Origin of the sequence: Pseudomonas sp. O230, from assembly GCF_045447035.1 — a bacterium.
GTDB lineage: Bacteria > Pseudomonadota > Gammaproteobacteria > Pseudomonadales > Pseudomonadaceae > Aquipseudomonas.
In genome coordinates, this window is record NZ_JBJGXN010000010.1 from 80506 (window position 1) to 93184 (window position 12679).

Sequence of the window (12679 nt, forward strand, 5' to 3'; positions counted from 1 at the left end):
GTGCCCTATGCAATTCGATTGGTCGTATTTCTTCTCACTGTTTTCCCTGCCGGATTTCTGGAGCGCCTGCGTCACGGTGATCCAGCTCAGCGCCCTGGCCTGGTTCATCGGCATGCTGCTGGGCTTTGTCCTCGCCACGGCCAAGCTGTCCCATTCGCCTCTGCTACGCATCCCCGCAGCGGTCTACATCTGGTTCTTCCGCAGCATCCCGTTGCTGGTGCTGGTGGTCTTCGTCTACAACTTGCCGCAATTGTTTCCCGGTAGCGGACCGATTCTGTCCAACCCCTTCTACTCCGGTTTGCTTGCCCTGGTGGTCACGGAAGCGGCTTACATGGCGGAAATCCACCGTGGAGGCCTGATCTCCGTGGCCAAGGGCCAGAAGGAAGCCGGACGCGCACTGGGGGTCGGCCTGCTCGGCATGCAACGTTTGATAGTGATTCCCCAGGCTTTCCGGATCTCGCTGCCCACGTTGATCAATGAATACATCACCGTGGTCAAGCTGACGTCGCTGGTCTCGGTCATCTCCCTGACCGAAATCCTCACGGTCGGCCAACGCCTCTATGCGACCAACTTCCTGGTCATGGAAACCCTCGCTGCGGTGGGGGTGTACTACGTGCTGATCGTTACCGTATTCGGCTATTTCCTGCAGCGCCTGGAACGCTACCTGGACCTGAACTTCCGCAAGCCACACACACTCGATGCGGCGGCCATCGCCAAGCTCAAAGCCTGCGCCGAAGCCTTGCCCGACACTGCGCGTAAAGCAGCAGGCACCAATGCGACGCCAATCCTGCAACTCAAGAATATCCAGAAGAGCTATGGCACACACAAAGTGCTGCTGGGTATCGACCTGAATGTCGAGCGCGGCCAGGTGATCTCGATCATTGGCCCGTCCGGTTCCGGCAAAACTTCCCTGATCCGTACCGTCAACGGTCTGGAGAGTATCGATACGGGCGACATTCTGTTGTTCGGTGAGACATTCATCGAAGCGTCGGACAAACCCAACAGTGCCCGCCTGCGCAAAGGTGTGCGACACATTGGCATGGTGTTCCAGAACTTCAACCTGTTCCCGCACCGCACCATTCTCGACAACGTCACCCTCGCGCCTCGCTACCACGGCCGTCCGGGCGAACTGAGCGAACATCGTGCTTATGCGCTGCTGGACAAGGTCGGCCTGCTGGCCCATGCCCACAAGTACCCGCACCAACTCTCCGGCGGGCAGCAACAGCGCGTGGCGATTGCTCGTGCGTTGGCCATGGAGCCGGAAATCATGCTGTTCGATGAGCCTACGTCAGCGCTGGACCCAGAGCTGGTGGGCGATGTGCTGAACGTCATACGCGACCTGGCCAGTGAAGGCATGACCATGGTGATTGTCACCCACGAAATGGACTTTGCCATGTCGATCTCCGACCGGGTCGTGTTCATGGAGAACGGCAATATCCAACTGGATGCCGCACCTGAAACCATACGATGCGATGCCGAAGGAGAGCGAGTGCGGCGCTTTATGGGAATCGGTGCTCGATCGCCAAACCTGACTACAACGGCCGATCATGCGTAAGCATGGTGCTGCAATCGGCAACCACTTTCTTTGAGCTTCGTTCTTTCAGGAAAATACGCATGAATCTTGGAATCGCAGGACGCTGGGCGCTGGTCTGCGCCGCCAGCAAAGGTCTGGGTAAAGCCTGCGCCCAGGCACTCGTCAGCGAGGGCGTAAACGTGGTGATCACCGCCCGAGGCGAACAGGCGCTGAATGAAACAGCCCGCCAGCTCAGAACGATAAACCCTGAAGTGACCGTCATCGCCGTAGCCGGAGACATCTCGACGCCTGAGGGTCGGGCGACAGCCCTCGCGGCCCATGAGCATTTCGATATTTTGATCAATAACGCGGGCGGCCCCCCTCCCGGGGATTTCCGCGAATGGGACCGCGACGCCTGGCTCAAGGCGCTGGATACCAACATGCTCACTCCTATCGAGTTGATCAAGGCAACGATAGACGGGATGGCGCAACGCGGGTTTGGCCGAATCATCAACATCACGTCGAGTGCCGTGAAGTCGCCTATCGAAAGCCTGGGACTGTCCAATGGCGCTCGCAGTGGTCTGACGGGGTTTATCGCAGGGCTTGCCCGCCAAGAAAACTTCGCCAGTCGCAATGTGACGATCAACAACCTGCAACCGGGCTCATTCGACACAGATCGACTGCGTGACAACCTGGTCGCTGCTGCCCAAGAGTCGGGGCAAGACAGCGAGGCATTCCTCGGCGAATGCCGTAGCGAAATTCCTGCCAAACGCTTCGGCTCACCCGGGGAATTCGGTGCTCTTTGTGCCTTCGTTTGCAGCAGTCAGGCGGGCTACCTGACCGGGCAGAACCTGTTGATTGATGGAGGGGCCATTCGCTCCAGCCAATAAAGGCGATGGTCGGCTGCCTGGCTATTTTCTGGCCCAGTCCGCGCCTTGTCTCAGCCGTTCGTAACGTTCAGCCGCCCTGGCGGGGGGGCGGCATGGATTACGGGCAAGGGCGCCTCTAGGTGCCCTTGCCCTCACTTCCGAGGGGCAGTTCTGCCACAGCTTTCGTTTTTCTGGGGCAACCGGCTACTGCTGCGATCCCCCTTCAATCCTGCTAACGGTCTATATCCACGGCTCTCTCAACCGCCTCAAGTCTGGCGCAACGAGCTTCGCCTACGGGGCATCGAAGGACTCTATAGATCTCAGAAACAACCTGCATCGTTGCGTCTTCGATCGTTCCTTCATTACGGCATAAAACCCAGCCGTGATCGGCAATCGCTCGCTCGAACGCCTGGGTACAAGCGACATGTTCTTCCAGCTTATGGATCACCGTACTGCCTAGCCCCCGCTGTCTTGCCGCTGCCCTCGCCCATGAAATATCGGGGGCGGTGACAACCCCGACATGCAGGTCTGGCACTCGCACGTTTCGCTCAATGTTCAACTGCAGGATCTCTGCAAACGGGACTATCCGGCGAAACGCGGCATCAGACGGGTACCAGCGATCGATCAGGATGATGCTGTCTGCTGGCTGTTTAGCCAGCACATGCCGGGAAATCCAGGTACGGCTATCAGCAAAGCGCTCACAAACCCTCAACTCCAAATCCCGGGTGGGGTTTCTGACGAGTTGGTTAACGAGGGCCATTGTTTCACCCCTATAGGGATCGCTTTTTTTCTCGCAAAGCCGGATCACTTTTTTGTTGTCTGCCCTCAGTGCTTTCGTAACGGCTTCCAACAGTGTGGTTTTGCCGGCGCCCTTGGGCCCATCTAGAGAAACAAACAGCGGACGATTCATTATTCAAACAACGATTGATATACGGTTTTTTTCCCCGGTTCGTTCGTTGTAACCGCTTGGCGCGACTACGCGAATCGAATGGAGGCCCTTATGAACAGATATTGATCAACACTCTAACCTTGTTTCTGGCTAACGGTTCTCAAAATCCTGGGTTACAGCCGCTTAGGCACGCTAATGCAGATGGAATGGGGCCTCACGGACCTCGGCCCAGCGCAAGCCGCACTCGATCTGTGAAGTGAATCGCCCCGCGTTTCGTAGACACCCCCACGCCTTGAACTGAGGCCAATCAAATGCGCAGAAGCAATGGCGATCAGTGCGCGAACACAGGATTGCTTCTCGCATTAGCGCCCTCTCCTGCTCAACCTCTATTTTCTCTGCCCAAATCCACTGCGGCAGGAAACGTGTCGATTTCATTCTGTGTTCAACCGGGCCGTGAAATACCGTGCTGACGTAATTTGCGGTAGAGCGTATTGCGGCTAATCCCTAATCGGGCGGCAACATGGGCGATATGCCAGTGTTCCGCCTCAATCAATGTCAGCAGCGTCTGCCGTTCGGATACTCCAAGCGGATTTTCGGCCAGCACGGCTGTCGCTGGCGCTGCCGGCAGCAACTCCGCCAAGTCTTCCAGAGTGACACGACCATCCAGCGCCAACGCTACCAGTGTGCGCAGACACGTACGCAGTTGCCGAACATTGCCCGGCCAAGGCTGCGCCAGCAAGCGCTCTCTGACGCCCACCTCCAGCCGGACTCTGACCCCTACTGCCTCCTCGCGCAGCAACAGGTCGAGCAAACGGCCCTTGTCTGAACGCTCCCGCAGCGGCGGAAGCAGCACGGCGAATCCAGCAATGCGATAAAACAGATCTTCGCGAAAGCACCCTTCGGCCACACAGGCGTGCAGTTCCTGGTGGCTGGCACTGATCAGGCGAACGTCGAGCGGACGTGCCGTCGCGCCGCCTAGCGGCACCACCTGACGTTCCTCCAGCACTCGCAGCAGGCGAGTCTGTAAAGCCAGTGGCATATCGGCGATCTCATCGAGAAATAGAATGCCGCCATGAGCCTGCTCCAGCTTACCGATCATCCCGTCCTTGCGTGCGCCAGTGAAGCTGCCACCGCGATAGCCGAACAACTCGCTCTCAATCAGCGTTTCTGGAATGGCCGCGCAATTGATCGCCACAAACGGCTGATTCGCTCTGGAGCTGGCGCGATGCAGCGCCGCAGCAAAAGCTTCTTTGCCGGTACCGGTTTCGCCCTGTAAAAACACCGGTACGTCACGCTCCAAAACACGCAATGCGCGAGCAAATCCGCGTTGCAGGCGCGGATCTTCCAGGCACACATGCACGTCGTTGATTTTGGGGCTTGCCGGCGGGACCAAAGGCACCTGGCGTAAGGGCTCCCGCAACTGTCCGTAGAGCAGGCGTCCGTCCACCAGCCGCATTGGCCAACAGACACTCGGCTGAGAGCTGGCCTGACTCATCACCTGATCGATAGGTGTTTCCAGCAGCATCGTCAGAGATTGTCCAACCACCTGGTCACGGCTGAGGCCCAGCAGATCCAGCGCAGCATGATTGACTGAACAGATACGGGCACTCTCGTCGAAACTGAGCAGACCTTCACCCAGCAGCCCAACGAAGCCTGCCTCAGGGTGAAAACGCAGCAAGTATCGCTGCGGATCATGCCCCAGGAAATAACAGCTCTCGATCAAATTGGCGGTCAGGTTGGTCAACGCCATGGCTTTGAAGTGCTGCTGAAAACTTTGTTCCTCTCGCACAGAAGAGAGGTTTAGAACGGCAAGCAACTCTCCGCTCGCATCAAATATTGGGCTAGCCGAACACGTTAAGCCGGCGTGCTTGCCACGGAAGTGTTCATCACGACGGATGGTGACATGCTGTCGCTCGACCAAGCAGGTGCCGACACCGTTGGTACCCTCACAATCCTCGCTCCATACCGAACCGAGCCACAGTCCGGAACGCTGGAACTCGGCTCGTTCCGATTCGTTGAACACACTGTCAATCGCCACACCGCGAGCATCGGTGAGTAGCACCACGTGGCCGTCACCCCCGAATTGTTGGTGCAAGCTGGTCATCTGCCAGTGCGCCACCGAGATGATGTGTTCCAGTGGTGCGCGGTGATCCTGTAAGCGTGGGTGCTCAAGGACATTAGGCGCGCGGCGGCTGGCGGGATCGAGCTGATGCTGATCCAGGCAACGACGCCAGGACCGTGTAATAGCCAGGTCATTAGCATGGCCGTGGCTGGCAGAGCTGCCCTGGACGGCTTGTAGCACTTGCTGTGCATGGGCGTTGATAAAGGCCGGCTTCATTGTTCTTGTTCTCCGCTACGGTGAGGACACGGGGCTGTTCGCAGCTTATATGAAAAGCCTGCGAAGAGCGCTTTACGCGCCGCGTGACACTCTGTCATCCACCCTTCCCAGAATCGTGACATAGATCCGAGAAAAGGCCTGAGCAGTACCGCGTCAGCCGCTCTGCAACGGGGCTTTCATGAAGATGGCCCGGGGCTTGCTCCAGGGCAAGTTGTTACAAAAACAACAAGAACGGGAGAAGCCCATGAACATCGCTATCGAAACACCGCTGCAAACGCCAACTGCTCAGCTCGCGGCGTGGGTCGAAAACCTCGGCGAGCGTCTCGCCCAACGTGATCTGGACGGCACGCTGGAATTGTTTGCCGACGAGTGTCACTGGCGTGACCTGCTGCTTTTCAGCTGGAACCTGGTGACCCTGGAAGGCAAGCCCGCCATCCGGAACATGCTCGAAACACGGCTTGACCAGACTCGTCCTGAGCGATGGAAACTGGAAGGTGAGGCGACGCTGAATGACGGTGTGCTCGAAGGCTGGATCAGCCTGGAGACCGATGCGGCGCGAGGTAAAGGCTACGTGCGTTTAAAGGAGGGCCTGTGCTGGACGCTGCTGACAACCATGCGCGAACTCAAAGGCTTTGAAGAACCCAGGGGCCGCCGTCGTCCAATGGGAGCCAATCATGGTCACGCCCATGCCGACAAACGCAACTGGCTGGAACGCCGTCGTGATGAAGAAGCTTCCCTTGGTATCACCACCCAACCTTACTGCCTGATCGTGGGCGGCGGCCAGGGTGGGCTGGGGCTCGCAGCGCGCCTCAAGCGAATGGGCGTGCCCACTCTGATCGTCGACAAAGCCGAGCGTCCTGGCGATCAGTGGCGCGGTCGCTACAAGTCGCTGTGCCTGCATGACCCTGTCTGGTACGACCATATGCCCTACCTGCCCTTCCCCGATCACTGGCCAGTCTTCACCCCAAAAGACCAGATTGGCGACTGGCTGGAGATGTACAGCAAAGTCATGGAGCTCAATTATTGGCCGCGGACAGAATGCGTGAGCGCCAGCTTTGACGAGCAAAGTGGCACCTGGAAGGTTGACGTTCAGCGTGATGGCGAGCGTATGACTTTACAGCCTGCCCAGTTGATCCTCGCCACCGGCATGTCTGGCGTACCCAACGTTCCCAGTTATCCGGGCGCCGAGGTTTTCAATGGCCAGCAGCATCATTCCAGCCGCCATCCCGGCGGAGACGCCTGGCGCGGCAAGCGCGCGGTGGTTATCGGTGCGAACAATTCGGCTCACGATATCTGCGCCGACCTGGTGGAGAACGGCGCCGAGGTGACCATGGTGCAACGCTCCAGCACCCACATCGTGCGTTCCGACAGTTTGATGGATCTCGTCTTCGGCGGGCTCTACTCTGAAGACGCCCTGGAGACGGGGTTGACCACGGACAAGGCTGACATGCTGTTCGCCTCGATCCCCTACAAGGTTATGCCAAGTTTTCATCAACCCATATTTGATGCGATCAAGGAGCGTGACGAGGACTTCTACGAGCGGTTGACCAAGGCCGGCTTCATGCTCGATTTCGGTGACGACGAGTCTGGCCTTTTCATGAAGTACGTACGCCGGGGTTCTGGTTACTACATCGACGTCGGCGCCTCCGAGCTGATCGCTAATGGAACGATCAAGCTCAAGAGCGCGCCTGGCCTGGGTGTCGAACGCATCGAAGCAGATGCCGTCGTACTGAACGATGGCAGCCGACTACCGGCAGATCTCATCGTCTACGCCACGGGCTATGGCTCAATGAATGGTTGGGCGGCGAAGCTGATTTCCCAGGAAGTCGCGGACAAGGTCGGCCGCTGCTGGGGCCTGGGTTCGGGAACCACCAATGATCCTGGCCCGTATGAGGGCGAACTGCGGAACATGTGGAAGCCAACGCAGCAAGAAAACCTCTGGTTCCACGGTGGCAACCTGCATCAGTCACGGCATTATTCGCTGTATCTGGCGCTGCAGTTGAAGGCGCGCTTCGAAGGCATCGACACATCCGTCTACGGCCTTGCGAAGAGTCATCACACTGGTTGAGTAAAAAAGGCGCCCAGCCGTGGCTGGGCGCCTCTCCACGAGCATCAGGCTCCCCATCCCCGGCCAATGACCGGGCCAGTTTCAAATCTCCAAAAGCCGCTTCGTCATCGTCATCGAGGTTTGCAGGGATTGCCCCGTGCGCTGCAGCTTGTTCAGCAAACTGGCCCCCAACCACAGTTGGTAGAGGGTTTCTGCCAACTGACGAGCGTCGCCCCCCGGCAGGCTTTTATCCACCTCGCCCTGTTCCAGGCACGTGGTGATGCGCGCAACGATGCGCTCGGCGCCATCGCGCAGCGTAAGGCGCATCGATTCGGAAAGGTCGGCGACCTCTGCACTTAACTTCACCACCAGGCATTCATCGCCGTGGCCTTCCAGAGTGCAGCGGTTCTGCCAGCCCAGCCAATAATCCATCAGCCGCTCGTAAGCGCTGAGTCCGGGCAGTGTCAGACGTCGTTCCATGTCCGCGAGGTAGCCGACAAAGTAATCCTCAAGCAGCGCCTGGCCATAGAGTTCTTTGGATTTGAAGTAGTGGTAGAACGAGCCCTTGGGCACGCCGGCAGTCTGCAGGATCTCGTTCAGGCCAACGCTGGTGAAGCCCTTCTCGGCCATCATGCGGTGGCCGGTATCGAGCAAGTGTTGGCGAGTATCGTCGTAGGTCGGTTTCATGGGGCGCAAAATACCAAACAATAGACCAGTCGTATATTTCTGAGGAACAGGAGTTTGCCATAGACATTGGTCGGAAACACAGCTGAAAAAATTACTAGACGACTGGTCTAATTGATATCTATGCTGTGCCCCTCAAACCTACCGAGGTGTCGAAGACGAACCGTTCTCGAACACCCGACCAGCCCAGGGCGCGCTATGAAAATCTTGATGGTTCTGACTTCCCACGATCAACTTGGCAACACCGGCAAGAAAACCGGCTTTTGGCTCGAAGAGTTCGCGGCCCCCTACTACGCCTTCAAGGATGCGGGCGCAGAGATCACTCTGGTTTCGCCGGCCGGTGGCCAGCCACCGCTCGATCCAAAAAGTGACGAGCCTGGTGCACAAACCGCCGACACCGACCGGTTCCGCAAAGACCCTGAGGCTCAATTGACATTGGCTCACACTGGGCGTCTGGGCGATGTCAGCGCTGCCGATTTTGATGCGGTGTTTTATCCCGGTGGACATGGCCCGCTGTGGGACTTGGCGGAAGACAAACACTCCATCGCCTTGATCGAAGCCTTTGACCGCAGCCACAAGCCCCACGGTTTTGTCTGCCACGCGCCGGGCGTGCTGCGCCACGTCGTCGCCGCTGATGGCAAGCCGTTGATTCAGGGTCGCGACGTGACCGGTTTCACCAATGCTGAAGAAGCGGCAGTCGGCCTGACGGATGTGGTGCCGTTCCTCATCGAAGACGAATTCCAGCGTCTTGGCGGGCGTTATTCCAAGGTGGCCGACTGGCAGGTTCATGTGGTCGCCGATGGTCAGCTGGTGACCGGTCAAAACCCTGCCAGCTCGGCGGCCGTAGCCGAAAAACTGCTGAAAATGTTGGCCTGACGGCTATCGAATCAATGTCCAGGCACCGTGCGCGACCTTCACGGTGTTTTTTTTCGCCCCGTTAATAGACGACTGGTCTAATAATAAATGAATAGGTATTTCATGAACAGCAGTGCTTTCTTCACTCCAACAACCTTGGGCCTGCACACCCTCAAGAACCGCATCGTCCTGCCTCCCCTCACTCGCCAGCGCAGCACGCAACCGGGCAACGTCGCCAATTCGTTGATGGCCGAGTATTACCAGCAACGCGCCGGCGCCGGTCTGCTGGTCACTGAAGGCACGCAGATCGAGCCCAGGGGTCAGGGATACGCCTGGACGCCGGGCATTCACACGCCTGAACAAATTGCCGGATGGCGCACGGTGACCGAGGCTGTTCATGCCAGGGACGGCGTGATCTTCGCTCAGCTGTGGCACGTCGGCCGTGTGTCCCACACCGCGCTGCAACCCGATGGCGCGGCACCCGTGTCGGCCTCCGCCATCGCCACCGACCGTGTCAGCGTATTCATCGAGACGGCGCCGGGTGCCGGCGCGCTTGTTGCGCCATCCGCTCCACGAGCGCTAAGCACGGATGAAGTCCAGGAACTGGTTCAGCTCTATATTCAGGCGGCACGCAACGCAATGGACGCGGGCTTCGACGGTATCGAACTGCACTGTGCCAACGGCTACCTGGTGAACCAGTTCATTTCTGCCCACAGCAATGTGCGCACCGATCAGTACGGTGGCGCTCTGCACAATCGCCTGCGTTTTCTGCGCGAAGTGGTGGCGGGCGTCGCCGAATGCATCGGCAGGGAGAAAGTCGGCGTGCGTTTCGCGCCGCTGTTCACCACCACCGATGAAGCGCGGACCTATCTGGGCATGGTGGAGGATGACCCGCACACGACGTACATCGAAGCGATCAAGGTGCTTGAAGACGTGGGCATCGCCTACCTGTCCATCGCCGAAGCCGACTGGGACGACGCGCCGGTGATGCCGCCAGCCTTTCGCCGTGCGGTGCGCGACACCTTCAGTGGCGCGATCATTTATGCCGGGCGATACAACGCCGAATCCGGCGCGCGGATGCTTGAGTCGGGATTGGCAGATCTCATCGCTTTCGGCCGCCCGTTCATGGCCAATCCGGATCTGCCAGCGAGGATCGCCAATGATTGGCCGCTCAATGCCCTGAATCAGGCTACGGTCTACGGCGGCAATGCCGAAGGCTATGTGGATTACCCCACCTACGGCGAATAACCGCTCGGGTCAAACCAGCGCTCCCATTTCCCCGGGAGCGCGCATTTTCACCACCTCTCGCCTTTTCGTTGCCCGATCAACTCCCCCCGCTCTTTGATAGGGCGTTCTCGCATCTACACAAAAAGATGGCTGCCTCATTGTCAGGTGGATTTTTTCAGCCTATCTTGAGTAAAACCTATACACGCAGACACGTATCGTACAACTATCTGTCAATGGGTTGCTCGCCGATTCCCCATCAACAGGCTCTTTCCTGCTGTCAGGGGCGGCCCCCCCGATCACCGCCTGCATCGCCGCGAGAAGCCTGAATGAACCCACTATTACCCCACCATTACCGTGAAATTCTCGTCGGCGTCGGTGAAAACCCCGACCGTGAAGGCCTGTTGGACACGCCAAAACGGGCGGCCAAAGCGATGCAGTATCTGTGCAATGGCTACTCGATGAGCCTGGAAGACGTCACCAACGGTGCCTTGTTCGAGTCGCAAAGCGATGAGATGGTCATCGTCAGCGACATCGAGCTTTATTCCTTGTGTGAGCACCACATGCTGCCTTTTATCGGCAAGGCGCATGTGGCGTACATCCCCACGGGCAGGGTTCTGGGGCTCTCGAAGGTGGCGCGTGTGGTGGACATGTTCGCGCGTCGCCTGCAGATCCAGGAAAACCTCACCCGGCAAATTGCCGAGGCGATCCAGCAGATTACCGACGCCGCCGGCGTGGCCGTGGTCATTGAAGCCAGGCACATGTGCATGATGATGCGCGGCGTGGCGAAGCAGAACTCGATCATGACCTCCTCCGTGATGCTGGGCGCCTTCCGCGAGAGCTCTACGACGCGCCAGGAATTCCTGCAACTGATTGGGCGGCGAAGTTGATGCAGGAAGCCGGCTTCTGACCTTAGACAGGCGCCATAAACCTGTACACCACTAGCTCACTGTACAAGCATGGTTTTCGACACTTCACCCTCATCACCTGGGCACTCAGGGAGAAAGGCAATGACTCGACTTTTGGTTTTACTGGCTCTGGCACTCAGCGTTGCGAGCTGTGGCAGCGTGGATGTCACCCACTATGCGGATCAGCAACCGGCATTGAATCTGGAACGCTTTTTCAGCAAACCCGTGAAAGCCTGGGGGATGTTTCAGAAGCGCTCCGGTGAGGTGGCCAAGCGCTTCGAGGTCAACATCGTCAGCCATCGTGAGGGCAACAACCTGATTCTCGATGAGCGCTTCCTGTACAGCGACGGCACCCGCCAACGCCGGGTCTGGACCCTGACGCCAGAGGGCCAGGGGCGCTGGAGCGGGCGCGCGGATGATGTGGTAGGTGTCGCTCAGGGCGAAATCGCCGGCAATGCCTTGCGCTGGCGTTATCGCCTGAACCTGCCGGTGGACGGCTCAACCTACGAAATGAGCATGGACGACTGGATGTACCTGATGGACGAGGACACGTTGATCAACCGCACCAGCATGTCCAAGCTGGGCGTCGAGGTCGGCCAGGTGACGTTGTTCTTCCGGCGCCAGGGCGCAGGAGAAAGCCAATGAACAGCGCGTTCACCCTGGTCTCCCTCGGCGACGGTTATCGCGCGCTGGTGATCGGCGCCAGTGGTGCCCTGGGGACGGCTTTTTGCGAGTTGCTCCATCAGGACCCGCGATGTTCCGGGGTTCGCGAGCTGGGGCGCACTACAGTTCCCGCGCTGGATCTGGAACAACCTGAAACCATCGCCGGCGCTGCCACCGCATTGGCAGCAGAAGCGCCCTATCAGTTGATCGTCCACGCTGCCGGCCTGCTCCATCGCGACCAGGTCAAGCCAGAAAAAAGCTACAGCGCGATTGAGGCGCAAGCGTTGCAGGCGGTGTTTCAAGTGAACACGCTAGGGCCGGCGCTAGTGTTGCGGCACTTTTTGCCACTGCTTGATCCCCGAGGCGCGATGGCGATGCTCTCGGCGAAGGTCGGCAGCATTGGCGACAACCGTCTGGGTGGCTGGTACGCCTATCGCGCCTCGAAGGCTGCGCTGAACATGCTGATCAAGACCGCCGCCATCGAATTGGCCCGCACTCGTCCGCAGAGCCGCTTGCTGAGTCTGCATCCGGGCACGGTCGTGTCAGGGTTGTCGCAACCTTTTCGTCGGGCCTCCAGCGCACGTCCGGCAGGCATTGCCGCGGCAGAACTATTGACCTTGATTGACCAGTTGACGCCGGCCGATAGCGGCCATTTCTTTGCCTACGATGGAGAACGCCTACCCTGGTAG

The 12679-nt window shown here is 58.8% G+C and carries 11 protein-coding genes; 8 read left to right on the plus strand and 3 right to left on the minus strand.

Features of this window, described 5'->3' with window-relative positions:
• The first annotated feature begins 7 nt into the window (after positions 1–7).
• The gene (locus tag ACI77H_RS21820; RefSeq protein WP_407013785.1) at positions 8–1555 is read left to right on the plus strand and encodes an amino acid ABC transporter permease/ATP-binding protein; all 1548 of its coding nucleotides are present in this window, start codon (positions 8–10) and stop codon (positions 1553–1555) included.
• Between the two features lie 59 nt (positions 1556–1614).
• Positions 1615–2403 carry an SDR family oxidoreductase gene (locus ACI77H_RS21825; protein ID WP_407014054.1) on the plus strand — a complete coding sequence of 263 codons (789 nt, stop codon included), beginning with the start codon at positions 1615–1617 and terminating at the stop codon, positions 2401–2403.
• A 211-nt stretch (positions 2404–2614) separates the two neighbouring features.
• On the opposite strand, the gene ACI77H_RS21830 is transcribed toward ACI77H_RS21825, so the two are convergent.
• A complete protein-coding gene (locus ACI77H_RS21830; RefSeq protein WP_407013786.1) occupies positions 2615–3292 on the minus strand; it encodes a dTMP kinase in 678 nt (225 codons plus the stop codon).
• Positions 3293–3713: 421 nt separating this feature from the next.
• Positions 3714–5609 carry a sigma-54-dependent Fis family transcriptional regulator gene (locus tag ACI77H_RS21835; protein ID WP_407013787.1) on the minus strand — a complete coding sequence of 632 codons (1896 nt, stop codon included), beginning with the start codon at positions 5607–5609 and terminating at the stop codon, positions 3714–3716.
• A 244-nt stretch (positions 5610–5853) separates the two neighbouring features.
• On the opposite strand from ACI77H_RS21835, the gene ACI77H_RS21840 reads away from it, so the two are divergent.
• Entirely contained in the window at positions 5854–7677 is a 1824-nt protein-coding gene (locus ACI77H_RS21840; protein WP_407013788.1) for an NAD(P)/FAD-dependent oxidoreductase, read from the plus strand.
• Between the two features lie 81 nt (positions 7678–7758).
• On the opposite strand, the gene ACI77H_RS21845 is transcribed toward ACI77H_RS21840, so the two are convergent.
• The gene (locus tag ACI77H_RS21845) at positions 7759–8343 is read right to left on the minus strand and encodes a TetR/AcrR family transcriptional regulator (RefSeq protein ID WP_407013789.1); all 585 of its coding nucleotides are present in this window, start codon (positions 8341–8343) and stop codon (positions 7759–7761) included.
• Positions 8344–8538: 195 nt separating this feature from the next.
• Between ACI77H_RS21845 and ACI77H_RS21850 the strand changes: the two genes are divergently transcribed.
• From ACI77H_RS21850 to ACI77H_RS21870, 5 genes are all read left to right on the plus strand, one after another.
• On the plus strand, positions 8539–9216 hold the full coding sequence (locus tag ACI77H_RS21850; RefSeq protein ID WP_407013790.1) for a type 1 glutamine amidotransferase domain-containing protein: 678 nt from the start codon (positions 8539–8541) through the stop codon (positions 9214–9216).
• Positions 9217–9318: 102 nt separating this feature from the next.
• Positions 9319–10443, plus strand: coding sequence for an alkene reductase (locus ACI77H_RS21855; RefSeq protein WP_407013791.1), 1125 nt, complete (start codon positions 9319–9321; stop codon positions 10441–10443).
• A 305-nt stretch (positions 10444–10748) separates the two neighbouring features.
• Positions 10749–11309, plus strand: a complete 561-nt coding sequence (gene folE, locus ACI77H_RS21860; protein WP_407013792.1) for a GTP cyclohydrolase I FolE — start codon at positions 10749–10751, stop codon at positions 11307–11309.
• Positions 11310–11429: 120 nt separating this feature from the next.
• Positions 11430–11972: a DUF3833 domain-containing protein gene (locus tag ACI77H_RS21865; protein ID WP_407013793.1), complete on the plus strand. Its 543-nt coding sequence runs from the start codon at positions 11430–11432 to the stop codon at positions 11970–11972.
• Positions 11969–12679, plus strand: coding sequence for an SDR family NAD(P)-dependent oxidoreductase (locus ACI77H_RS21870; RefSeq protein ID WP_407013794.1), 711 nt, complete (start codon positions 11969–11971; stop codon positions 12677–12679). Before ACI77H_RS21865 ends, ACI77H_RS21870 begins: the two co-directional genes overlap by 4 nt.

What these genes read in the sequence shown, in the direction of transcription:
- ACI77H_RS21825 (WP_407014054.1), top strand. Translation starts at nt 1,615, where the DNA reads ATGAATCTTGGAATCGCAGGACGCTGGGCGCTGGTCTGCGCCGCCAGC.
- ACI77H_RS21830 (WP_407013786.1), bottom strand. Translation starts at nt 3,292, where the DNA reads ATGAATCGTCCGCTGTTTGTTTCTCTAGATGGGCCCAAGGGCGCCGGC.
- ACI77H_RS21855 (WP_407013791.1), top strand. Translation starts at nt 9,319, where the DNA reads ATGAACAGCAGTGCTTTCTTCACTCCAACAACCTTGGGCCTGCACACC.
- ACI77H_RS21845 (WP_407013789.1), bottom strand. Translation starts at nt 8,343, where the DNA reads ATGAAACCGACCTACGACGATACTCGCCAACACTTGCTCGATACCGGC.
- ACI77H_RS21850 (WP_407013790.1), top strand. Translation starts at nt 8,539, where the DNA reads ATGAAAATCTTGATGGTTCTGACTTCCCACGATCAACTTGGCAACACC.
- ACI77H_RS21840 (WP_407013788.1), top strand. Translation starts at nt 5,854, where the DNA reads ATGAACATCGCTATCGAAACACCGCTGCAAACGCCAACTGCTCAGCTC.
- ACI77H_RS21870 (WP_407013794.1), top strand. Translation starts at nt 11,969, where the DNA reads ATGAACAGCGCGTTCACCCTGGTCTCCCTCGGCGACGGTTATCGCGCG.
- ACI77H_RS21865 (WP_407013793.1), top strand. Translation starts at nt 11,430, where the DNA reads ATGACTCGACTTTTGGTTTTACTGGCTCTGGCACTCAGCGTTGCGAGC.
- folE (WP_407013792.1), top strand. Translation starts at nt 10,749, where the DNA reads ATGAACCCACTATTACCCCACCATTACCGTGAAATTCTCGTCGGCGTC.
- ACI77H_RS21835 (WP_407013787.1), bottom strand. Translation starts at nt 5,609, where the DNA reads ATGAAGCCGGCCTTTATCAACGCCCATGCACAGCAAGTGCTACAAGCC.
- ACI77H_RS21820 (WP_407013785.1), top strand. Translation starts at nt 8, where the DNA reads ATGCAATTCGATTGGTCGTATTTCTTCTCACTGTTTTCCCTGCCGGAT.